Genomic DNA, 22,155 nt, shown 5'->3' on the forward strand with positions numbered 1-22,155 from the left:
TATAAAATAATGATATAATTTAATAAAAAGGAGATGATTATATCATGACGAAAAGATTTTTATTAATAACATTTATTCTAATCTTATCTGTAGCATTAATCGCATGTGGTAAGAAGTACGATAAAGAAATTGATGAAGTTTCTAAAATTGAAGCGAAGAAAGTCGAGGAATTAAAAACACCTGATGAACGTAAATACAAGCGAGAGACGACTAATGTTTACGTATATGAAGATGGGAAAGTGATTACTTTAACATATAAGTTTAGAAAAGGCAGTGATACACTAGTAACACGTTTATATCGTAAAAATGAAACAACTGGAAAATATGAGCAAGATTATGATGCGAAAAAAGAGCGTTATATGAAAGAACACAAACCAGATTATAAAGAAGAAAATTTAAAAGAATAAACAAAAGCAACTCCGACAGCATCCTATAAGCTTTGGAGTTGCTTTCTTTTTCCATCTTCTTCTATTATATTTTATAAACTATGTTTAAAAATGTAAAGGAGAAGATGTTGATGTCTAAAGAAACGACAGAACGCCGAAAAGTTGACTTAAATACTCGTTTAGCTATTGCGAAATATCTTTATGACGGTAATTCTACGTCAGATATAGCAAGACTTTTAAATAGAAATTATGTAGTTGTATGGAGAGAATTAAAGCGATATACATTTAATGATATATATGACCCTATTATAGCTCATGAGCTTGCATCTAAAGCTTACAATCATACAGAAAAACATAAAGAAGAATCACGTAAATTAGATGATAGAACAAAAGTATATATTGAAAAGAAACTAGCGTGCCAATGGTCACCCAGACAGATAGCAGAAAGAATTGAACAAGATATCGGTATTTATATTAGTTATCCAACTATATATCGTTATATGCGTGAGGGTTTAGTTGAATACGTCAAAAAAGATTTAAGACAAGGTGGAAAGAAATATAATAAATCCACTGAGAAAAGAGGTAAGATTAAAGTAGGAAATCGCGCAATTATGTATCGGTCCAGATTCTGTAAGAGATCGTAAAGAATATGGCCATTATGAAATTGATACTGTTTTAAGTGCTCGTCCTTCTGTTGCTTGTTTAGTTACAATTATCGAACGTAAAACAAGATATTTATATGCATGTCGATTGAATTCAAGGTGTTCAAAAGAAGTGTGTCGTGCGATTATTGAATTAATGCGTGATTTAGAACCTAAAACAATAACAGTTGATAGAGGTAAAGAATTTGCCTTATATGAATTGATAGAACACGAATTAAATTGTCGTGTATATTTTAGTGACCCTGGTTGTCCTGGTCAACGTGGTTCAATAGAAAATGTGAATGGTTTATTACGCCAATATTTCCCGAAAGGCACTGACTTTAAAATGATTACTGATGAGGCACTAATTCATGCGGTAAATAGAATAAATACAAGACCACGTGCAGTGTTGGGTTATTTAACGAGTGAGGAAGTTATTCAAGTGTATCGCTGAAACTTTTGTGAATGCATATTTATTGATTATGTTCTGAAAGAACTCATCAGTAAATATGCATTGGTCTAAGCGAACGGCTTGCCGTGAGTGCGGAAGCGTTAAATGTATATACTTTGTATATTTCTTGTATAAGTAGTTATGTTAAAATTAATCTTTATTATTCGCTTTCTGTTCTTATATTTGAAAATCCTTTATTTTTCTCAATTTAGATCTTTAACTGTAAAAATTATAAAGTTTTTTCAATAAATTTCTTCTTTTCTATTGACACACTGCAAATAGAATATTGAGATTGATATCGAATTAGTAGTCAAAGTGTTATGGTAGATATGAAATACATAAGGTAAGGAGTAATATTATGACGATTTATTTAGTTAGACATGGCGAATCAAAATCGAATTATGATAATAAACATTTTAGATCTTATTTTTGTGGACAATTAGATGTGCCGTTAACGGAAACTGGCACAAAAAGTGCAGACGATTTATGTGATTATTTTAAAGAGAAACAGATTAAACATGTATATGTTTCAGACTTATTAAGAACACAGCAAACGTTTGAACATATTTTTCCATATGACATTGCATCAACGACTACGCCTTTATTAAGAGAACGTTCACTTGGCGTATTTGAGGGTGAATATAAAGATGAAATCAGTGCGAATCCGAAATATGAAAAGTATTTCAATGATCCAAAGTTTAAAGACTTTCGGCATAGTTTTTCACAAAAAGCGCCTAAAGGAGAAAGTTATGAAGATGTATATCAACGCGTAGAACATTTTATGAATCATGTTGTCAATGAAGATACACAAAAAGATGATATCGTCATTGTTGCACATCAAGTTGTCATTCGTTGTTTAATGGTTTATTTTAATAACGTTTCACGGGAAGAAGCTGTGGATTTAAAAGTTGAAAATTGCAAACCATATATCATTGAATAGAAGTATAGAGGTTCTGAAAAACTGTGTTTTATAGCGGCCTTCAGAACCTTTTTTGCATTTGGAATTTAATGGGAATCATTCTTATCAACAGACTTATCACCAATAGCTAATGTGATAATTGCGCTTACGAACAAAATAATTGAAGTTATAAATGACGCTAATGTAAAAGGTGTAAATTGTGTGAGCGATAATATCAATGATAAAAAGAACCAAGAGATAGCCCCTAGAAATTGTAAAATAGCAGAAGAAATTCTAAAACTCATATAATCATATATAGCTAAAACAAGTGAAGGTAATGCGACTAATACCATTATAATGATGTTGAGGGTGAATAAATATGGCTGTTCAAAAGTTACTGTGTTTGGTCCTGTTGGATGCATTGCTGCTAAGAACAAGCAAACAATCGTCGATAAAATTGCTAAAATAATAAAAGTAATTCGAACTTTCATCATGACCATCCTTTGTTTATAGAGTCAATATAAGTATGGAATATGTTAGGGATATAGTCAAATGCGTCAACTAATGGGGATTTTAGGATGGATAGAGAATTTAAAACCAATAAAAAACAGGCTGGGACATAAATCAATGTTCTATGCTCTACGAAGTTATATTGGCAGTAGTTGACTGAACGAAAATGCGCTTGTAACAAGCTTTTTTCAATTCTAGTCAGGGGCCCCAACACAGAAGCTGACGAAAAGTCAGCTTACAATAATGTGCAAGTTGGGGATGGGCCCCAACACAGAGAAATTGGATTCCCAATTTCTACAGACAATGCTAGTTGGGGTGGGACGACGAAATAAATTTTGCGAAAATATCATTTCTGTCCCACTCCCAAAATGGTATGGTATTGGTTAAAATGTATTGTCTCAAAGATTAGTCACTTTTAAAGATAAAGAATTGTCATGAATTAAAGCTCATGTAATGATGTGTTACATGTCGCAATAATGGCATTCAGTTATTTATCGATAACATCACTCTTGATACCTTTAGATTTTAAGAAATCTTTAATTTTATCTTGTTGCTTTTTATTAACATCACCGGCATATTTTGTTGGCACATCGACAACATTGATTTTATTTTGCGGTTGATAGCTAAGCTTTTCAATATCTTCATCAACATTGGCGATTGTACTATTTAAAGCTTTGAAGTAATTCATCATTAATTCAACGGGTTTCTTATATTCTTTAGGAATATTGTTTTCAGTGACAAATTTCTTGAAATGCAAATCATTTTTAACAGCTAAGTTAGATAAGTGACTAAGTGTTTCTGCTTGTTTTTCAGTCACTTTTGTTTGACTGTCAATTTGTTTATCTAGTTTATGTTGCATTATATATTTGTTATCAAGTATATCGCTATTTACAGACAAATACTTTTCTATAGCTTGCTTCATCTCTGCATCACTAATATCACTATTTTTCTTATCTGAGTTAAAGATATCTTTTGTTTCTAATTTTTTAGCGCTTTTAGGTGCATGGATGCCAGTACTTGTGTGATGATCTTCGTTATCAGATTGATCGGACGCGCAACCTGTAAGAATTAATGTCGATGCTAAAAATGTACTTAGTAGTAATCTCTTTTTCATAATGTAATATAACTCCTTAGTTTATCTTTAATTGAAAAAATATGTATTCATGCTAATAGAGTAACGTTGAATTAGTGTGGAATGTCACGATGACCTTGCAATGACCATAGACGTAAATGATTACGTGCATGAGTTGCTTTTTCTATCAATAATGCGTCGCTTGAAACGTTGTTAAGGATAGCATTATCTATAAATAACTGCATAATTGGTTGTACTAATTTAGACGTAGGTATCGTACGTAAAAGCATAATGATTTCATTCACATACTTTTCCTTCTCAATATCATTTTTCATATTGATTTGTTTGCAAGAGGTACATACTTTAAGCATTATCGCACATCTCGCTGTATATATTAAGTTTATCATAACATGATTTTATGTAGGATAAAAAAATAACAGCATCTTAACAAATGTAAGATACTGTCAATGAAACTGTGAAAACTTTAGTTTCTGATAATATAGTCAAAGGCATTTAATGCTGCATTTGCACCTGCGCCCATTGAAATAATAATTTGTTTGTTCTTCTGATCTGTGACATCACCAGCTGCGAATATACCAGGAACATTCGTATTATTGTTACGATCAATAACAATTTCACCACGTTCGTTTAATTCAACAGCATCTTTTAACCATGATGTGTTTGGAAGTAAACCAATTTGAACAAAGATACCATCTAAGTTAAGTAGATGTTCTTCGCCGGTGCTCATGTCTTCGTAACGTATACCTGTAACATGGTCTTCTCCGACAACTTCAGTAGTTTTGGCATTTGTTTTGATATCAACATTTGATAAAGAACGTAAACGATCTTGTAACACGTTGTCTGCTTTTAATTCGCTAGCGAATTCGAATAATGTAACATGATTAACGATACCAGCAAGGTCAATTGCTGCTTCAACCCCAGAGTTACCGCCACCGATAACTGCTACGTCTTTATTTTCAAATAGAGGTCCGTCACAGTGAGGGCAGAATGCAACACCTTTATTAATCAATTGCTCTTCACCTGGAATGTTTAGCTTACGCCAACCTGCACCAGTAGCGATAATGACTGTTTTACTTTCTAAGATAGCACCGTTTTCTAATGTAACTTTAATTGCTTCGTCAGTCTTTTCGATATCTGTAGCACGTATACCTGTCATTGCATCAATGTCATATTGATCAATGTGCGCTGCTAAGTTAGAAGAAAATTCAGAACCAGTTGTTTCTTTAACAGTAATGAAGTTCTCAATACCAGCAGTATCATTAACTTGGCCACCGATACGATCAGCAACTATACCAGTACGTAAACCTTTACGTGCTGTGTAAATCGCTGCACTACCACTAGCAGGACCACCACCAACGATTAAGACATCATAAGGTTCTTTATTTTCAAACTCAGATGCATCTGCCGTACTGCCTAGTTTCGAAAGAATATCTTGGATTGTCATACGACCATTGCCAAATTCTTCGCCATTTAAAAAGACAGCAGGGACTGCCATGATGTTTTCAGATTCTTCACGGAACACTGCACCATCAATCATAGAATGCGTGATGTTAGGGTTGATCACACTCATTAAGTTAAGTGCTTGAACGACATCAGGACATTTTTGACACGTTAAACTAATGAATGTTTCAAAATGGAATGAACCTTCTAAGTTTTTAATTTGGTCAATGATTGACTGTTTTTCTTTAGGTGCACGACCACTAACCTGTAAAATTGCTAAAACAAGTGAGTTAAACTCGTGACCTAATGGAATACCTGCAAATGTTACACCTGTTTCTTCGCCAGGACGATTGACTGAGAAACTTGGTGTACGTTTTAAAGACTTTTCAGAAAGTGAAAGTCTAGGTGACATATCAGAAATTTCTGTTAATAATTCTTTGAGTTCCTTAGATTTATCATCTGAACCAAGGCTGGCAACGAATTCAACGTTGCCCTCCATTAGTTCTAATAGTTGTTTAAGTTGTTGTTTTAAATCAGCATTAAGCATGGTTGTAATGCCTCCTTAGATTTTACCTACTAAATCTAAACCAGGTTGCAATGTTTTAGCGCCTTCTTCCCATTTAGCTGGGCATACTTCGCCAGGGTTTTTACGAACATATTGAGCTGCTTTGATTTTGTGAGCTAATGTACTAGCGTCACGGCCAATTCCGTCAGCGTTAATTTCAGATGCTTGTACAACACCGTCTGGGTCGATAATGAATGTACCACGTTGAGCTAAACCAGTAGCTTCATCTAATACATCAAAATTACGAGTGATTGTTTGTGATGGGTCACCAATCATAGTGTAAGTGATTTTACTAATTGCATCTGAATGGTCATGCCATGCTTTGTGTACGAAGTGAGTATCAGTTGATACTGAGAATACATTTACGCCTAATTTTTGTAATTCTTCATATTGGTTTTGTAAGTCTTCTAATTCAGTTGGACAAACGAATGAGAAGTCAGCAGGATAGAAGCATACTACGCTCCAAGAACCTTTTAAATCTTCTTGTGTAACTTCTTTAAATTGATCTTTTTTTGGATCGAAAGCTTGCGCTGTAAATGGTAAGATTTCTTTGTTAATTAATGACATAAATATCTTCCTCCTAAGAATTTAAGTATGAATTAGAACTATCAATTGATTGTGCTTAATTATAATAATTCTAATCTCTTAGTTAGCATTATTACATTTTGATCCAGAATAGTCAACTGGATAACTTTGTAAAGTGAATGATTACTTTTAAAATAAAGAAAGATAATATAAAGTGCTTTGATAATGGATTTTGTAGTCGATGATTTAAAAGGTTGTGTCTATATTTAATATCTTGATTTTAATGTAAAAAATGTAAAAAAAGAAGATTTGTATTCTCAACTAAGTCAACCTTATTGATAATGGTGTGAGAATATTTGTTCGAGATGGATGAAGGTAATGCGTGAGAAACTGGATTTTTTAAGTACGAGACAATATTTTCGAAAGTTCGATTATTAACTTATAAGCAAATAATTGCTATAAAAAAGTTTGGACGTGTACAATTGCAATATGAAGATTTTTAATTAACTGTAAAGTATCGAGGAGTGGATAACGTGTCAGATCATGTATATAATCTTGTGAAAAAGCATCATTCTGTTAGAAAATTTAAGAATAAACCTTTAAGTGAAGACGTTGTTAAGAAATTGGTAGAAGCTGGACAAAGCGCTTCGACGTCAAGTTTCCTACAAGCATACTCAATTATTGGTATCGACGATGAGAAGATTAAAGAAAATTTACGAGAAGTTTCTGGTCAACCTTATGTTGTAGAAAATGGCTATTTATTCGTCTTTGTTATTGATTATTATCATCATCATTTAGTTGATCAACATGCTGAAACTGATATGGAAAATGCATATGGTTCAACGGAAGGTTTGCTAGTAGGTGCAATCGATGCAGCATTAGTTGCCGAAAATATTGCGGTAACTGCTGAAGATATGGGGTATGGCATTGTCTTTTTAGGATCATTAAGAAATGATGTTGAACGAGTTCGAGAAATTTTAGACTTACCTGACTATGTCTTCCCGGTATTTGGTATGGCAGTAGGGGAACCCGCAGATGACGAAAATGGTGCAGCCAAGCCACGATTACCATTTGACCATGTCTTCCATCATAATAAGTATCATGCTGATAAGGAAACACAGTATGCACAAATGGCAGATTACGATCAGACAATCAGTGAGTACTATGATCAACGTACAAACGGGAATCGCAAAGAAACATGGTCGCAGCAAATTGAGATGTTCCTAGGAAACAAAGCAAGATTAGATATGTTAGAACAATTGCAAAAATCAGGCTTAATACAGCGATAGCAAGACACCAAAATAACCCGCCCCCTCTAGCTTAAAATGATAAGTATAGCTAGAGGGGGCGGGTATTTCTTGCAATGAATTAGTGTGAAGTTAATGCAGCATTATCATTTGATTCGAAAGTATCTTTGTCCCAATGTTTAGTTAACTTGGCGGTACCTGTACCAGCTAGCATTGAATCGTTCACGTTTAATGCTGTTCTACCCATGTCAATCAAGGGTTCAACGGAGATGAGCACGCCGGCTAAAGCGACTGGCAAGTTTAACGTTGACAACACCAATATGGATGCAAATGTAGCCCCGCCACCGACGCCAGCAACGCCGAATGAACTAATAATCACGACAGCGATTAACGTTACAATAAATTGTAAATCAATTTCTACATTAGCGACGGGTGCGACCATAATTGCAAGCATGGCAGGATAAATGCCTGCACAACCATTTTGTCCAATCGACAATCCAAATGTCGCAGCGAAATTGGCAATACCCTCTGGCACGCCTAGACGTCTTGTTTGTGTTTGTACATTCAGTGGTAAAGCACCTGCGCTTGAGCGTGATGTGAATGCAAAGATTAATACTTCCAAAGTCTTTTTAATATAGCGAATAGGGCTAATGCCTAACAGGCTTAAAATAATTAAGTGAATGATATACATCGTAATTAATGCAGCGTACGATGCGATTAAGAATTTTCCTAAAGTCCAAATGGCGCCAAAGTCACTTGTCGATAACGTGTTGGCCATAATTGCTAATACACCGTATGGCGTTAAACGTAAGACGAACGTCACAATCGCCATTACTAGTGAATAGATAGCGTCAATCGCACGCTTAAGCAATTCACCATGATCAGGTTGTTTGCGTGCTACGCGTAAATAAGCAAATCCTATAAACGAAGCAAATATCACGACAGCAATAGTGGAAGTTGCACGTTGTCCAGTGAAATCTAAGAATGGATTTTTAGGCAATAATTCCAAAATTTGTTGTGGTAACGTATGTGCTGTTAAATCCTTTGCTTGTTTAGCAATTTCGCTTCCACGTGCTTGTTCAGCGTTGCCAAGATTAATTGTTGATGCGTCTAAACCAAACACCAAGGCATACACAACTCCTACAATCGCAGCAATCGTGACAGTGCCGATTAAAAAGATAAAAATGAGACTACCAATTTTAGCAAACTTTTCTCCGATTTGAATTTTAGTGAATGCAGCGACAATAGAAATGAAAATTAAAGGCATCACAATCATTTGCAACAGAGCAACGTAACCTTGTCCGACAATGTTGAACCAGTCACTTGTTGATGTAATAATATTAGAATGTGTGCCATAGGCAAGATGTAGTAACACGCCAAATACAATGCCGATACCTAAAGCTGTAAACACACGTTTCGCAAAAGATATATGTTTACGAGCCATCATGTGCAATATTACGATGAAAATCATCAATACAATAATATTAATCAGTGTAAGAAAAGCATTCATGAACGTCACTCCTCAAATTTTTGAATATAATTCCGACTAGTATGCTAAGAATAATATTAATTTTAAAATATTTCAAGAGGGCATTTGCAATTAAATGTAAACATGATGAAATTCGACCGTTGGCATAAGGGAATTTGTAAACAAATCGTTTTGAATTCAGTAGAGAAAGGTGAAAAGGGTTAATAGCGTTGTGAGCTAGTCGATTAAAGTTAATATTTGAAAATGAAGCAAGGTATTAAATGCAATAAATTAAATAAGTTGTCATTACAGTGTTAATACTAGAAATGATTTTAACGGGAAAAAAGTGATGAATATTTGGAAAAGATATATATCGTGCACTGTCATGAGAGATAAGATTTGAGAAAACAAATGTATCCTTGAATCGAGATGTGGCTATGGCGGTTTGATAAAAATTGCTAACCTCATATTTATTGAATGAAAAGATAATAAATGATCAACCTGGAAAAGACGCTTCGAACAAACACGTTGTAAAAAATTCTGTCGAATCAAAATTAGCATCTTTTGAGGGTTCGTGTGTGCAGGTGGTAGTTCAAAAGCTACCGTAAACAAATATTTTTGTTTGAGCAAAAAGGCGTTTGTAGTAAATGTGAATATGAGTGTGCACTTGTGCGATTCTTCAGTTACTAACAAAGCCAAACATTTAAATTGAATGGGCTTATTAAGATGAATCTATTTAGGAGTACACAGAAGCCATCCCTTTTAAAAGTAACATACTACAAAAATTTATTCAAAATTCAATATTAATCATAATGAATAATTAAAAAACCTGAAACAAATTAGTTTGATATGCTCTCTTCAAAGTAGATATTGAAAGGAGTATATCAGCTTGTTTCAGGTTTTATGAATTGAGTATTAAATTTGAAAATAAATTACAGTTCTATAGGTTTATAAAAGATCAGATTTAAATCATAGCTATATATTACTGAGTCTTAAACTTGTGTTCAAATCACAAGTTTACAGGTTGAATAAACGTGCGAAGAAACCTTTTTTCTCTTCTTGAGGTTTAGGTTCTGCCATTTCAGCCTGTGAAGCTTTGCTGTCATTTTCTGCTTTCGCTTCCAATGAATCGTTCGAAGTAGCTTGTTTAGAAGCTTCTGCATGGGCTTCTGCTACTTGTTGTTCAGCATCATGTTGCGCTTCTGCATCTACTGTAGCTTCTTTATTTGAAGTCTCAGCTGCTTTGTCATTTTTAGACTGCTCAACGCTGGCTTTTTCTATTGCTTCAGTTGCAGAAATTTGATCCTCTTTATCTACTTTAGTAGCGGTGCCATCGCCTGCATTTTCTGCTTTAGTATCCGTCTTGGCGTCTGTTGATGTATTCACTCCAGCAACTTTTGAATCTTTGCTGTCAGCTTTATCTTCAGTAACAGCATAACTTTCAACTTTATTTGTTGATTCAGCTAATACTTTTGCTTGAGATGCTTGTGCTTCTTGGATAGCCTCTTGTGATGTTTGGATGGCTTTTAAGGATTCGCTATTTGAATCGATTTTAGTTGTAAGTTGATTTTGAAGTTCTTTTAATTCTTGTTGTTGCTGATGTACTTGATTCATCATTTGACCAAGTAGGTGACGTTCTTCGCGCATTTTCTGGATTTCTAGACGTAAATCTTCTACTAGTTGAGCGACATTTTGATTAGTAGGTAAGTTTTTGTCATCGTTTTTGACAATGACTTGCAGGAAGTCTTTTTCTTTTTCTAATTCATCAAACGCTAGATCATAACTATTTGTTTGTTTTACTTTGTCGGCAATGTCTTTGAAAAGCTCGATATCTTCTTCTTTGAAATCAGTTGCTTCACGACCACGATATTCAGTCTTGCTTAGTTGGTAACCACGTTCTTCTAAATGTTGAACAATTTTACGGACTTGCTTCTCACTTAGTTCTACGCGTTGTGCAAATTCTTTAGTTAACATACTTTAAAGTCCTTTCTGCATATACTTTATGTATACTGACGTTTGTCTACGGGCAGTGAAACGTCAGTCTTGCTTCATACATAGTTTAAACGTTATTGTTAGTGATTTCAAGTTTGTTTAAAATGGTTTACGTAAATCCATTTCTTCTAATAAAGCATAAATAATTTCACGTGCGATACCATTGGCAAATACATACTTCAAAATATAATTAGATTTAACACTTGTACCGTAGATATCCTTTGTCAGTTTAATATTCTTCTTTAAAAATAGGTCGACTTTTTTAGTGTGACCATCATTAGTTGGATGAATGTAATCAATTTCAGTTTGTCTTTCAAATTGATGTTCGTATAAAAACTGTCTACGGTGTTCAATAATGAGCCCATTATTTTGTGTTAAATCTGCAGGTTCTTTAGGGACTTCCATCATTAAAAAGTTAATACTTCTAGAATGAACAAGGTTTGATAATAAGTTTAGTTCATGTTCAATTTGATGTAATGTTTGTGTCATTAACTCATCATGGTTGGGTAGGTCTTTTGCGAATAAATAAATTAAAAATGCTGAATTGGTTGTGGCTTCATAATGTGCAGTTGCTAGACTGACAACAACATCGTTTTCTAAGCCTACTATAAAGACATAATCGTTTTCAGTTTTGTTGTTTTCTAATGAGCGTTTGATGATACGTTTATCTTCAGTTAAAGATAAATTTAACTTAGTATCGTAAAGTTTAAGTGCTTCGTTGTAATGTGGATCTTTGACAGATTGAATGGTTTTAAATTCCATAAGAACACCTCCCCAATTTAAATAATATTATAGCATAATCGCCTGCTGTAAAAGACTGTTCATAAACTTTTAAATGGTATAAAAAACTGTACTATCTTAAATTAGACAGTACAGTAATCTCATTTTGAATTCAGTGTGATAACTAAGCTTTGGGACCTTTAGATGCTTCGGCAAAATGTGTAATATCAACTTCTTCATAAGCTGAATTATTTTCCAGTACTTCTTGGTGAGATGAACGATCGCGAACGCCAACAACTAACATGTTATCGTCTAAAATAAGTTGTTTATATTTTTCTAATTCATCAGGCGTTAAATTGTATCGTGATAAAACGGCGTGCTCACCGTCTTCCCCAGTTAACAGTTTAGTCATTCTATCACTAAATGTTCCACTTGTTGAGATAAGTGAGATTTCAGAGTCGTGTAAGTCATTTAGGTGTAATTTACTTTTACTAATAATTGTTAGCTCTGATTCTAAATAACCTTCAGATTTCTTTTGATTGATTACGTTGTATAATTCGCCAGTGTCATTTACTACAGTAATATCTGCCATAGTTGTCGCCCCTTTAAAAATTTGTTTATTTAATCTTTTACCCTTCTTATTATAAAGTAAAACCCTTACATTATTAAGTTATAAGTCTTCATTCGCATTAAACGTCTCTGTACATTTATAAAACTATTAAAAGATTACCTAAGCAGTTATTGAAAAAATGCCGAAAATTTGCTATTATCGTTAAATAATTTACATAAACTCATATAATCTAAAGAATATGGCTTTAGAAGTTTCTACCATGTTGCCTTGAACGACATGACTATGAGTAACAACACAATACTAGGAGTAGCTTCAGCCATTAAATTGTAACCATGATGGGTGATTTATATCATTTTATATGATGGTCACAGTTTATTTGATGAAACTTCTTTTACATTGATTGCATGACCAATACGTGATGCATGTTCGTTCACTCATAAACCCTGAAACTATTATTTAGTTTGGGGATTTTTTTGTATCTAGCACCAATTTAAGAGCAAAATGTTTCACACAAATCTGAGGAGGTTTTAAGAGTGGAGTTACTAGGACAAAAAGTAAAGGAAGACGGCGTTGTCATTGATGAGAAGATTTTAAAAGTCGATGGATTTTTAAATCATCAAATTGATGCAAAGTTAATGAATGAAGTTGGTCGCACTTTTTACGAGCAATTTAAAGATAAAGGGATTACTAAAATCTTAACCATTGAAGCTTCCGGTATCGCACCAGCAATCATGGCTGCACTGCATTTTGATGTGCCATGTTTATTTGCGAAAAAAGCAAAACCTAGCACTTTGACGGATGGTTATTATGAAACATCTATTCATTCATTTACTAAAAATAAAACAAGTACGGTCATTGTTTCAAAAGAATTTTTATCAGAAGAAGATACTGTACTTATCATCGATGACTTTTTAGCAAATGGTGATGCTTCATTAGGGTTATACGATATCGCACAGCAAGCGAATGCTAAGACAGCTGGTATTGGTATTGTTGTTGAAAAGAGTTTTCAAAATGGACATCAACGTTTAGAAGAAGCAGGTTTAACAGTTTCTTCTCTCTGCAAGGTTGCTTCACTAGAAGGAAATAAAGTGACATTGGTGGGAGAAGAATAATGAAAAATTTAATCCTAAGTGTTCAACATCTTTTAGCTATGTACGCAGGTGCCATCTTAGTTCCAATCATTGTTGGTACAAGTTTGAAGTTTACACCTGAACAAATCGCTTACTTAGTTACAGTAGATATATTTATGTGTGGGGTTGCCACATTTTTACAAGCCAATAAAGTAACGGGAACAGGATTACCGATCGTTCTTGGATGTACATTCACGGCTGTTGCGCCCATGATTTTAATTGGTCAAACGAAAGGAATAGATGTACTTTACGGTTCGCTATTTTTATCAGGGATATTAGTTATTATCATCGCGCCATTCTTTTCCCATCTTGTAAAATTCTTCCCACCAGTAGTAACGGGTAGTGTTGTTACTATCATTGGTATCAATTTAATGCCAGTAGCAATGAATTACTTAGCTGGAGGTCAAGGTGCAAAGGACTATGGAGATGTTAAGAACATTTTGTTAGGTTTAATGACATTAATCATTATTCTTGTTTTACAAAGATTCACAACTGGATTTATTAAGAGTATTGCCATATTAATTGGACTCGTTTTAGGAACGATAGGTGCTGGCTTACTTGGGATGGTCGATATTAATCAAGTCAATCATGCCGGTTGGTTAGGCATCCCAGTGCCGTTTAGATTCTCAGGATTTAGCTTTGATGTGACATCGACGTTAGTGTTCTTTATTGTAACTATCGTTAGTTTAATTGAGTCGACAGGTGTCTATCATGCGTTAAGTGAAATTACCGGTAAGAAGTTAGAAAGAAAAGATTTTCGTAAAGGTTATACTGCGGAAGGTCTAGCGATAGTGTTAGGTTCTATATTCAATTCATTTCCGTATACAGCCTATTCGCAAAATGTAGGACTTGTTTCTTTATCCGGCGCTAAGAAAAACAATGTTATATACGGCATGGTCGTGTTATTACTTATATGTGGTTGTATACCTAAGCTTGGCGCATTAGCAAATATCATACCGCTACCTGTGTTAGGCGGTGCGATGATAGCTATGTTTGGCATGGTAATGGCATATGGTGTTAGTATATTAGGACATATCGATTTTAAAAATCAAAATAATTTATTAATTATCGCTGTATCAGTAGGATTAGGTACTGGTATAAGCGCTGTACCACAAGCATTTAAAGGTTTAGGTGAACAATTTGCATGGTTGACTCAAAACGGAATTGTTTTAGGCGCAATCTCTGCAATTATTCTTAATTTCTTTTTTAATGGAATAAAGTATAAACAAACGGAAGAAAATGTGAAATAATATAACTAATTAATTTGAAAAATGGAGGCTGTTTTTAATGTGGGAAAGTAAATTTGCAAAAGAATCATTAACGTTTGATGATGTGTTATTAATTCCAGCACAATCTGATATTTTACCGAAAGACGTTGATTTAAGCGTACAATTATCAGACAAAGTTAAATTAAATATTCCAGTTATTTCTGCTGGTATGGATACTGTAACTGAATCTAAAATGGCGATTGCTATGGCTCGTCAAGGTGGTTTAGGTGTTATTCATAAAAATATGGGCGTTGAAGAACAAGCGGACGAAGTTCAAAAAGTAAAACGCTCAGAAAATGGTGTCATTTCAAACCCATTTTTCTTAACACCAGAAGAAAGTGTTTATGAAGCGGAAGCATTAATGGGTAAATACCGTATTTCAGGTGTACCAATTGTTGATAATAAAGAAGATCGCAACTTAGTAGGTATTTTAACAAACCGCGACTTACGTTTTATTGAAGACTTCTCAATTAAAATTGTAGATGTAATGACGCAAGAAAATTTAATTACAGCTCCAGTGAATACAACACTTGAAGAAGCAGAAAAAATTCTCCAAAAACATAAGATTGAAAAGTTACCATTAGTTAAAGACGGACGTCTAGAAGGTCTTATTACTATTAAAGATATTGAAAAAGTTATCGAATTCCCTAATGCAGCAAAAGATGAACATGGTCGTCTACTTGTAGCCGCAGCAATCGGTATTTCAAAAGACACTGATATTCGTGCTCAAAAATTAGTCGAAGCAGGTGTGGATGTCTTAGTTATCGATACAGCACATGGTCACTCTAAAGGCGTTATCGATCAAGTGAAACATATTAAGAAGACTTACCCAGAAATCACATTAGTAGCAGGTAACGTAGCAACTGCAGAAGCAACAAAGGATTTATTTGAAGCGGGTGCAGATATTGTTAAAGTTGGTATTGGCCCAGGTTCAATTTGTACGACACGTGTTGTAGCAGGTGTTGGTGTACCACAAATTACAGCAATTTATGATTGTGCAACTGAAGCACGCAAACATGGTAAAGCTATCATTGCTGATGGCGGTATTAAATTCTCAGGAGATATCATTAAAGCATTAGCTGCTGGTGGACATGCGGTTATGTTAGGCAGCTTATTAGCAGGTACTGAAGAAAGTCCAGGCGCAACAGAAATTTTCCAAGGTAGACAATATAAAGTATACCGCGGTATGGGTTCTTTAGGTGCGATGGAAAAAGGTTCAAATGACCGTTACTTCCAAGAGGACAAAGCGCCTAAGAAATTTGTTCCTGAAGGTATCGAAGGACGTACGGCATATAAAGGTGCGTTACAAGATACAATTTACCAATTAATGGGCGGTGTGCGTGCTGGTATGGGTTATACTGGTTCACACGATTTAAGAGAATTACGCGAAGAAGCACAATTTACACGTATGGGCCCTGCTGGTTTAGCAGAAAGCCATCCACATAATATTCAAATTACGAAAGAATCACCGAACTACTCATTCTAATTAAGATAAAGGAGAACGACAAATATGGAAATGGCAAAAGAACAAGAGTTAATCCTTGTCTTAGACTTTGGTAGCCAATACAACCAATTAATTACACGCCGAATTCGTGAAATGGGCGTTTATAGTGAATTACACGATCATGAAATTTCAATTGAAGAAATTAAGAAAATGAATCCAAAAGGTATCATCTTATCAGGTGGTCCAAATTCAGTTTATGAAGAAGGTTCATTTACAATTGATCCGGAAATATATAATTTAGGAATTCCAGTACTTGGTATTTGTTACGGCATGCAATTAACTACTAAATTATTAGGTGGTAAAGTTGAACGTGCCAATGAACGTGAATACGGTAAAGCAATCATTAATGCGAAGTCAGATGAGTTATTCGCTGGCTTACCAGCAGAACAAACAGTTTGGATGAGTCATTCTGATAAAGTTATTGAAATTCCAGAAGGCTTTGAAGTTATCGCTGATAGCCCAAGCACAGACTATGCAGCAATCGAAGATAAGAAACGTCGCATTTATGGTGTTCAATTCCATCCAGAAGTACGTCATACAGAATATGGTAATGATTTATTAAATAATTTTGTCCGTCGTGTTTGTGATTGTAAAGGTCAATGGACAATGGAAAACTTTATCGAAATCGAAATTGAAAAGATTCGTCAACGCGTAGGAGACCGTCGTGTATTATGTGCAATGAGTGGCGGCGTAGATTCATCTGTTGTAGCTGTACTATTGCATAAAGCAATTGGTGATCAACTAACATGTATCTTTGTAGACCATGGCTTACTTCGTAAAGGTGAAGGCGACATGGTTATGGAGCAATTCGGTGAAGGTTTCAACATGAATATTATTCGTGTTAATGCGAAAGATCGCTTTATGAATAAATTAAAAGGTGTTTCAGATCCTGAACAAAAACGTAAAATCATTGGTAATGAATTTGTATATGTGTTTGATGATGAAGCATCAAAACTCAAAGGTGTAGACTTCCTTGCGCAAGGAACACTATATACAGACGTCATCGAATCAGGTACTAAGACAGCACAAACAATCAAATCACACCACAATGTTGGTGGATTACCAGAAGACATGGAATTCGAATTAATCGAACCAATCAATACATTGTTTAAAGATGAAGTACGTAAATTAGGTATTGAACTAGGTATTCCAGAACATTTAGTGTGGAGACAACCATTCCCAGGACCTGGTCTTGGTATTCGTGTACTTGGAGAAATTACTGAAGATAAACTAGAAATCGTTAGAGAATCAGACGCGATTTTACGCCAAGTGATTAGAGAAGAAGGTCTTGAAAGAGAAATTTGGCAATACTTCACAGTGTTACCAAACATTCAATCAGTAGGTGTTATGGGAGACTACCGTACGTATGATCACACAGTAGGTATTCGTGCAGTAACATCTATCGACGGCATGACAAGTGACTTTGCACGCATCGATTGGGAAGTCTTACAAAAGATTTCAAGTCGTATCGTAAACGAAGTAGACCACGTTAACCGCGTAGTTTATGACATTACATCAAAACCACCAAGCACAATTGAGTGGGAATAATTATATATAATAAAACCACCTGTTTACACGGGTGGTTTTTAATTTGAGTAGTTGGAAAATTACAATAAGGACGGAAAAGGGGTAAGGTGTTCTAAGTTTGCGTTTTAATTCATCAATAAGGCAATTTTCCGTGTTTATTTTTATATAAAATTTCATATTGTTTAGGATCTTCTTGTTTTAAATCATAAATTATAGTTTCGTCTACTATTTTTTCTAATTCAAGTGTATTAAAGCTCCAGTCATTTGTTGTTATTATAAATATTTTTTGGACTGGGTTGTTATTTATATGATTAATTAGCCTAGGAGTATCTGTTTCTATTATTAGAGCAGATTCTACAGGATAGTAAATAGCAAAGTCTCCGTGATAAATTGTGTTTCTTTCATAGAGGTTAACCTCTAAGGTTAAATTACTCAATTTGAAGATTGTGTTTTGAGTTATATTTTTAGGAATAATTCGATTATCTACTATTTGTTTTAGGTTGCCTATTGAACGAGTGTGTATCGTCCCTTTTGTGTAATCGGAATTATTTAAAGCTCTTAAAACAGTTGTTAATTTATACTCGTTAATATAACCCTTTACTAAAGCCATCCGTTTATCGCTACCTATAAAATCTTTCAGTTTTTTGTTGTGCATAATATTTTATCCTTTCCATTAGTTGATTGTTTTCATTTGTTCAAATCTCTATCTATTTACTCGGATACAGGGCTGTGTATTTGAAGAGTAATATTATGATTGGAATAACCAACGCGTTCCGTATTCGTTTTGAGTGACTCAGCTAGCTACGATAATAGTGACATGTGGCTTATAACACATTGTGTAATTTATTGTGTGTTTTGTGATGTCTATATTGGTTGCAGATTGTTGTATATTTCACTTAAAGGGCATTTATATAAAAAAAGAGGCCAGATGACGTATCATCTGACCTTCAGCTAAAACGCTGAGAATATGTCATTCTTCAAGAGAATGAAGCCGGAATGGTTACCGGGAATTTGTAAATCAATTATATCAGATGTAATATTACAATTCAATTAGAAAAGAACTTTATCTTTAATTGCTTTTCGATTTCATTCATGTCATCTTCTGAAATTATTATCGTTCCAGTAGGATCAGAATCATTTATTTTGCTTATACGTCTTTTGCTTATTGTTGTAATTGCTGATATATTAACGTATGTATCTTTCCCTTTGTGCTTGGAATAAACACCTATCACTCTATACAGTTCATTAGCTTTTTGATTTAAGTTAGACAAAAGCTTTTTATCTTCTGTGCTAAGTTTAATGTCAATATCTCTATATTTTTGGGCTAATGCTTGTACTTTAATACTGATATCGATAATCTGTTTTTTTAAATCTGTTGCTGTTAGATTTAGCACCGATTCGTTTAACTTCAAATAATTTTTATTACCTTTGGAAGAAAGTGGAACTATTGTAACTGTTTCTTTTCCTTTATTGTCTTTGTTATCTAATATTACACAAAAATGATTACCAGAAAACTCACTTCCAATATTACTCCCTAGTTTTACATATACCACTGTTCCTCTACTATATGATTTATAATATCTTTTTTTATTGCTTGTAACATCGCTATGTATAGCAATTGAATAAAACTCTAGCCAATGAGGCATGTATATAACTTTCAAGTTTTTACTATCGGATTTTGAATAAGCTTGTTTTAGTTTTTTGTTTGACGTATTTAATTTACTATTTGCTTGATTGATATTTTTAGACATTAAATAGTGTTCTCCTAATCAATTTATTCTTCTTTGATATCAGCATTATTAGCACTGAAATTAACATGAATAATACGAAAATAGATGTTACTATAAAACCAACAATTTTTATTAAGTGGAACTCATCAATTTTGTATTTAGCAAATTTCGCAATGACCTCCTATTTATTCGCTTTTTATAGTTCATGTATGTGTGAAAAAACCTATATTGAACATCTAATTATAAGTGAATTCCTAATACTAAAAGCAATCTAACTTACTTAAATATTATTATGAGTTTTTATTGAAATTAAATAAATTTAAACTATTTCTTAGTCTCTCCATATCGTTGGAAGTTGGTTCTTTATATAATCAGATAAATTAGAATCTTCAAGTAATGTATCTTTAAAAAGTTCAGTTTCTAAATCAACTCTAAAATTTGCTTTAAAACATCATTTTCCATTTTTAAATGTTGAATTTCTTTGCGTAATTTTATTAACTCTTTTTCACCACTTTTTAAATTATCTTGATGATTGAAGGATCCAGTATTTTGGTGTTGTTTTATCGAATTTGAGAAAATTGAGGGTTTTAAATCATACTCCGTATAATTTCATTCTTAAGCTTACCATTTTCATATAATCTAACCACTTGTAACTTAAACTCTGAACTAAATGTTCTTCTTTCTTTTGTCATAATAAAATTGACTACTTTCTTAATTTAACAATATCTATTCTCATAGAATTTGTTCAATTAAGTGTAGACGATTCACTGACACATCATAAGTACGTATGGAATTTTGATCGTTCATTGTTATTGGTTTATGTTTTAGGAAATGTGCTATTGAAGGGTTTAAAGATGATTGGAATTTCTTGGTTTCTTGACTTATATAGTTATGAAAGAGGGCGTTGTCCTTTATTAAATTTCTGAGATCAGAAATGCTATAAATAAAATGATTAAGATTTTTTGTTTTCATGTAATTTAAGAAATGGATTTGTTTTTTGTGGGTTATTTTTAATTCTATTATGAAATGGTTTGAATTTTGCAGTTGCAAAAATGATAGCTGCTTCTTTTGACAAAGTTATAGAACCTTTTTCTTCTGGTACCATGACAATCACTCCTTATGCATTTTGTTTTTAATATTATAAAATAATTTTACTATACAAAATAGGTTGTGTAAATAGTTTCTTATTGTTACCAAATAGTTTGTTTGAAAGCATTATGCAATGCTAATAAACACTAATATCTTGTACTTATTTCCATTTGAATAAATTGTTAGCATTATTATCATTTAAGTTCTGTAATGCATATTTTAAAAATACAGTTTACATGGAACGTTGTGGCATATATTCTGTATATAGAAGTGTAAAAACACAATTGGGTTGGTAGTCCCAATGCAGTTTTAAAACTGTCAGTAACCTTCCTCCTCGGGTCATCCGTCATTTCTAATTAAACTAGAGGAGGGATAGCATGGAGCTATCTATTTTTTACAATGGGCAATTTTTTGTAGCATTAGTAGAATATAGAATGGAAAATAAATCTAAATTTATCCAATACACATTTGGGAATGAACCTGATGATATAGAGGTATTGGATTTTATTCATCATCAATTAGTGGAAATGATTGATGATGTGCAAACTATTGTTTATACAAAAAATAAATCTAGAAAAGTAAATCCGAAAAAGCTACAAAGACAAATTGCTAAGGAGCAAAAGAAACCTAAATACTCTACCCAAGCACAAATAGCTATTAAGGAAGAATTAGAATTAAAGAAAAAGCAAAAGCGGAAGCACTATAAAGAAAAACGTGATGCATTTCAAAAAAGAAAAAGAGAAATTAAAAAGGTTAAAGCAAAAGAGAAGCATAAGGGGCATTAGCAATACGACAAATAAATTAAAGCAAAATGATTTATAGGTGGTTGGGATGATTTTAATTAGTTCGTGTTTGATAGGCGAAAATGTAAGATACGATGGTGGCAATCAATTGGATGTTAGATTGAAAAAATTAATAGACAGCGGAAAAGCTATTCACGCATGTCCAGAATTGCTTGGTGGATTGTTAATTCCTAGAGAACCTGCAGAAATTATTGGTGGAGATGGTTTTGATGTGTGGAATAACGCTGCAAAGGTTGTTACTATTTCTAACAAAGACGTAACTGACGATTATAAACATGGAGCGATAGTTACGCTAAAAATTTTGAAAAAATATCAATGTGATACAGTTATTTTAAAAGCAAATAGTCCATCTTGTGGATCTCAAGAGATATATGATGGAAACTTTACAGGAAATAAGAAAAAGGGTGTAGGTGTAGTGACTGCTTCACTCATTAATGAAGGTATAAACGTTTATGATGAAAATACGTTTTTTGACCAAAAAATGATTGAAACGATAGTACATGAAAAGTAAGTATTGAGAATATACGTAATAAACCAAACATTTAAGTTGTGAGATACTTTATAAAATATTTCTAAAATAGTTGAAAGTATATTCAA

At 33.5% G+C, this 22,155-nt stretch carries 23 protein-coding genes, 1 pseudogene and 1 riboswitch; of the genes and pseudogenes, 12 read left to right on the forward strand and 12 right to left on the reverse strand.

The genetic code is table 11. The features are described from left to right. Positions 1–44: 44 nt before the first annotated feature. From JV528_RS00845 to JV528_RS00860, 4 genes are all read left to right on the forward strand, one after another. Positions 45–407 carry a cystatin-like fold lipoprotein gene (locus tag JV528_RS00845; RefSeq protein ID WP_000166622.1) on the forward strand — a complete coding sequence of 121 codons (363 nt, stop codon included), beginning with the start codon at positions 45–47 and terminating at the stop codon, positions 405–407. A 110-nt stretch (positions 408–517) separates the two neighbouring features. Further along, entirely contained in the window at positions 518–1,030 is a 513-nt protein-coding gene (locus tag JV528_RS00850; protein ID WP_000032528.1) for a transposase, read from the forward strand. A 19-nt stretch (positions 1,031–1,049) separates the two neighbouring features. Beyond that, positions 1,050–1,481, forward strand: coding sequence for an IS30 family transposase (locus tag JV528_RS00855; protein ID WP_237269176.1), 432 nt, complete (start codon positions 1,050–1,052; stop codon positions 1,479–1,481). A gap of 355 nt (positions 1,482–1,836) precedes the next feature. Further along, positions 1,837–2,418 carry a histidine phosphatase family protein gene (locus tag JV528_RS00860; protein WP_000158384.1) on the forward strand — a complete coding sequence of 194 codons (582 nt, stop codon included), beginning with the start codon at positions 1,837–1,839 and terminating at the stop codon, positions 2,416–2,418. 65 nt (positions 2,419–2,483) lie between these two features. Here JV528_RS00860 and JV528_RS00865 read toward each other — a convergent pair whose 3' ends face one another. From JV528_RS00865 to ahpC, 5 genes and pseudogenes are all read right to left on the reverse strand, one after another. Further along, positions 2,484–2,867, reverse strand: a complete 384-nt coding sequence (locus tag JV528_RS00865; RefSeq protein ID WP_000868249.1) for a hypothetical protein — start codon at positions 2,865–2,867, stop codon at positions 2,484–2,486. A gap of 506 nt (positions 2,868–3,373) precedes the next feature. Further along, positions 3,374–4,000, reverse strand: coding sequence for an NDxxF motif lipoprotein (locus tag JV528_RS00870; protein WP_000746687.1), 627 nt, complete (start codon positions 3,998–4,000; stop codon positions 3,374–3,376). Positions 4,001–4,071: 71 nt separating this feature from the next. Next, a pseudogene (locus JV528_RS00875) lies at positions 4,072–4,305 on the reverse strand (hypothetical protein); the annotation flags it as partial. A 137-nt stretch (positions 4,306–4,442) separates the two neighbouring features. After that, positions 4,443–5,966 carry an alkyl hydroperoxide reductase subunit F gene (ahpF, locus tag JV528_RS00880; RefSeq protein WP_000930498.1) on the reverse strand — a complete coding sequence of 508 codons (1,524 nt, stop codon included), beginning with the start codon at positions 5,964–5,966 and terminating at the stop codon, positions 4,443–4,445. A gap of 15 nt (positions 5,967–5,981) precedes the next feature. Then, entirely contained in the window at positions 5,982–6,551 is a 570-nt protein-coding gene (gene ahpC, locus JV528_RS00885) for an alkyl hydroperoxide reductase subunit C (RefSeq protein WP_000052781.1), read from the reverse strand. A gap of 491 nt (positions 6,552–7,042) precedes the next feature. Between ahpC and nfsA the strand changes: the two genes are divergently transcribed. Continuing rightward, positions 7,043–7,798, forward strand: coding sequence for an oxygen-insensitive NADPH nitroreductase (gene nfsA / locus JV528_RS00890; RefSeq protein WP_204177129.1), 756 nt, complete (start codon positions 7,043–7,045; stop codon positions 7,796–7,798). Between the two features lie 79 nt (positions 7,799–7,877). On the opposite strand, the gene JV528_RS00895 is transcribed toward nfsA, so the two are convergent. Further along, positions 7,878–9,266: an L-cystine transporter gene (locus JV528_RS00895; RefSeq protein WP_204177130.1), complete on the reverse strand. Its 1,389-nt coding sequence runs from the start codon at positions 9,264–9,266 to the stop codon at positions 7,878–7,880. Positions 9,267–9,350: 84 nt separating this feature from the next. Between JV528_RS00895 and JV528_RS00900 the strand changes: the two genes are divergently transcribed. Next, positions 9,351–9,449 (forward strand): hypothetical protein, encoded by a 99-nt coding sequence (locus JV528_RS00900; protein WP_041201245.1) that lies wholly within the window; start codon positions 9,351–9,353, stop codon positions 9,447–9,449. 792 nt (positions 9,450–10,241) lie between these two features. Here JV528_RS00900 and JV528_RS00905 read toward each other — a convergent pair. The 3 genes from JV528_RS00905 to JV528_RS00915 all read right to left on the reverse strand — a co-directional run bounded on the left by JV528_RS00905 (position 10,242) and on the right by JV528_RS00915 (position 12,528). Further along, positions 10,242–11,198 (reverse strand): prolipoprotein diacylglyceryl transferase, encoded by a 957-nt coding sequence (locus JV528_RS00905; protein ID WP_065315812.1) that lies wholly within the window; start codon positions 11,196–11,198, stop codon positions 10,242–10,244. Between the two features lie 117 nt (positions 11,199–11,315). Then, on the reverse strand, positions 11,316–11,978 hold the full coding sequence (locus JV528_RS00910) for a hypothetical protein (RefSeq protein WP_000394705.1): 663 nt from the start codon (positions 11,976–11,978) through the stop codon (positions 11,316–11,318). A gap of 142 nt (positions 11,979–12,120) precedes the next feature. Continuing rightward, complete coding sequence (locus JV528_RS00915; protein WP_000763772.1) at positions 12,121–12,528, reverse strand: general stress protein; 408 nt, start codon at positions 12,526–12,528, stop codon at positions 12,121–12,123. A gap of 179 nt (positions 12,529–12,707) precedes the next feature. Continuing rightward, positions 12,708–12,810: riboswitch (purine riboswitch) on the forward strand. 230 nt (positions 12,811–13,040) lie between these two features. Here JV528_RS00915 and xpt point away from each other — a divergent pair. The 4 genes from xpt to guaA are packed head-to-tail and all read left to right on the forward strand — an operon-like array spanning position 13,041 to position 17,957. Further along, a complete protein-coding gene (gene xpt, locus JV528_RS00920) occupies positions 13,041–13,619 on the forward strand; it encodes a xanthine phosphoribosyltransferase (protein ID WP_000421410.1) in 579 nt (192 codons plus the stop codon). Beyond that, the gene (gene pbuX, locus JV528_RS00925) at positions 13,619–14,887 is read left to right on the forward strand and encodes a xanthine permease PbuX (protein WP_204177132.1); all 1,269 of its coding nucleotides are present in this window, start codon (positions 13,619–13,621) and stop codon (positions 14,885–14,887) included. The genes xpt and pbuX overlap by 1 nt, the downstream gene beginning before the upstream one ends. A gap of 37 nt (positions 14,888–14,924) precedes the next feature. Further along, positions 14,925–16,391 carry an IMP dehydrogenase gene (guaB, locus tag JV528_RS00930; protein WP_000264071.1) on the forward strand — a complete coding sequence of 489 codons (1,467 nt, stop codon included), beginning with the start codon at positions 14,925–14,927 and terminating at the stop codon, positions 16,389–16,391. A 24-nt stretch (positions 16,392–16,415) separates the two neighbouring features. After that, the gene (guaA, locus tag JV528_RS00935; RefSeq protein WP_000424963.1) at positions 16,416–17,957 is read left to right on the forward strand and encodes a glutamine-hydrolyzing GMP synthase; all 1,542 of its coding nucleotides are present in this window, start codon (positions 16,416–16,418) and stop codon (positions 17,955–17,957) included. A 112-nt stretch (positions 17,958–18,069) separates the two neighbouring features. On the opposite strand, the gene JV528_RS00940 is transcribed toward guaA, so the two are convergent. The 3 genes from JV528_RS00940 to JV528_RS00950 form a co-directional block, all read right to left on the reverse strand. Beyond that, positions 18,070–18,591, reverse strand: coding sequence for a hypothetical protein (locus JV528_RS00940; protein ID WP_000551597.1), 522 nt, complete (start codon positions 18,589–18,591; stop codon positions 18,070–18,072). Between the two features lie 391 nt (positions 18,592–18,982). Beyond that, positions 18,983–19,687, reverse strand: a complete 705-nt coding sequence (locus JV528_RS00945) for a type II toxin-antitoxin system PemK/MazF family toxin (protein ID WP_000041873.1) — start codon at positions 19,685–19,687, stop codon at positions 18,983–18,985. A 931-nt stretch (positions 19,688–20,618) separates the two neighbouring features. Beyond that, positions 20,619–20,771 (reverse strand): hypothetical protein, encoded by a 153-nt coding sequence (locus JV528_RS00950; protein WP_000248840.1) that lies wholly within the window; start codon positions 20,769–20,771, stop codon positions 20,619–20,621. A 361-nt stretch (positions 20,772–21,132) separates the two neighbouring features. On the opposite strand from JV528_RS00950, the gene JV528_RS00955 reads away from it, so the two are divergent. Next, positions 21,133–21,540: a YjdF family protein gene (locus JV528_RS00955; protein ID WP_065315813.1), complete on the forward strand. Its 408-nt coding sequence runs from the start codon at positions 21,133–21,135 to the stop codon at positions 21,538–21,540. A gap of 46 nt (positions 21,541–21,586) precedes the next feature. Then, on the forward strand, positions 21,587–22,069 hold the full coding sequence (locus tag JV528_RS00960) for a 2-thiouracil desulfurase family protein (protein ID WP_065315814.1): 483 nt from the start codon (positions 21,587–21,589) through the stop codon (positions 22,067–22,069). The last annotated feature ends 86 nt before the right edge of the window (positions 22,070–22,155 follow it).

Origin of the sequence: Staphylococcus sp. GDB20D11A, assembly GCF_016893255.1 — a bacterium.
Lineage (GTDB): Bacteria > Bacillota > Bacilli > Staphylococcales > Staphylococcaceae > Staphylococcus > Staphylococcus aureus.

Bases quoted from the DNA above. Each gene is read 5' to 3' on its own strand.
- ahpC (WP_000052781.1), bottom strand. From the start codon at position 6,551: ATGTCATTAATTAACAAAGAAATCTTACCATTTACAGCGCAAGCTTTC.
- JV528_RS00865 (WP_000868249.1), bottom strand. From the start codon at position 2,867: ATGAAAGTTCGAATTACTTTTATTATTTTAGCAATTTTATCGACGATT.
- JV528_RS00955 (WP_065315813.1), top strand. From the start codon at position 21,133: ATGGAGCTATCTATTTTTTACAATGGGCAATTTTTTGTAGCATTAGTA.
- guaA (WP_000424963.1), top strand. From the start codon at position 16,416: ATGGAAATGGCAAAAGAACAAGAGTTAATCCTTGTCTTAGACTTTGGT.
- JV528_RS00870 (WP_000746687.1), bottom strand. From the start codon at position 4,000: ATGAAAAAGAGATTACTACTAAGTACATTTTTAGCATCGACATTAATT.
- JV528_RS00895 (WP_204177130.1), bottom strand. From the start codon at position 9,266: ATGAATGCTTTTCTTACACTGATTAATATTATTGTATTGATGATTTTC.
- JV528_RS00940 (WP_000551597.1), bottom strand. From the start codon at position 18,591: ATGCACAACAAAAAACTGAAAGATTTTATAGGTAGCGATAAACGGATG.
- JV528_RS00850 (WP_000032528.1), top strand. From the start codon at position 518: ATGTCTAAAGAAACGACAGAACGCCGAAAAGTTGACTTAAATACTCGT.
- JV528_RS00945 (WP_000041873.1), bottom strand. From the start codon at position 19,687: ATGTCTAAAAATATCAATCAAGCAAATAGTAAATTAAATACGTCAAAC.
- JV528_RS00860 (WP_000158384.1), top strand. From the start codon at position 1,837: ATGACGATTTATTTAGTTAGACATGGCGAATCAAAATCGAATTATGAT.
- ahpF (WP_000930498.1), bottom strand. From the start codon at position 5,966: ATGCTTAATGCTGATTTAAAACAACAACTTAAACAACTATTAGAACTA.
- JV528_RS00960 (WP_065315814.1), top strand. From the start codon at position 21,587: ATGATTTTAATTAGTTCGTGTTTGATAGGCGAAAATGTAAGATACGAT.
- pbuX (WP_204177132.1), top strand. From the start codon at position 13,619: ATGAAAAATTTAATCCTAAGTGTTCAACATCTTTTAGCTATGTACGCA.
- JV528_RS00905 (WP_065315812.1), bottom strand. From the start codon at position 11,198: ATGTTAACTAAAGAATTTGCACAACGCGTAGAACTAAGTGAGAAGCAA.
- JV528_RS00845 (WP_000166622.1), top strand. From the start codon at position 45: ATGACGAAAAGATTTTTATTAATAACATTTATTCTAATCTTATCTGTA.
- JV528_RS00910 (WP_000394705.1), bottom strand. From the start codon at position 11,978: ATGGAATTTAAAACCATTCAATCTGTCAAAGATCCACATTACAACGAA.
- JV528_RS00950 (WP_000248840.1), bottom strand. From the start codon at position 20,771: ATGGTACCAGAAGAAAAAGGTTCTATAACTTTGTCAAAAGAAGCAGCT.
- guaB (WP_000264071.1), top strand. From the start codon at position 14,925: ATGTGGGAAAGTAAATTTGCAAAAGAATCATTAACGTTTGATGATGTG.
- JV528_RS00915 (WP_000763772.1), bottom strand. From the start codon at position 12,528: ATGGCAGATATTACTGTAGTAAATGACACTGGCGAATTATACAACGTA.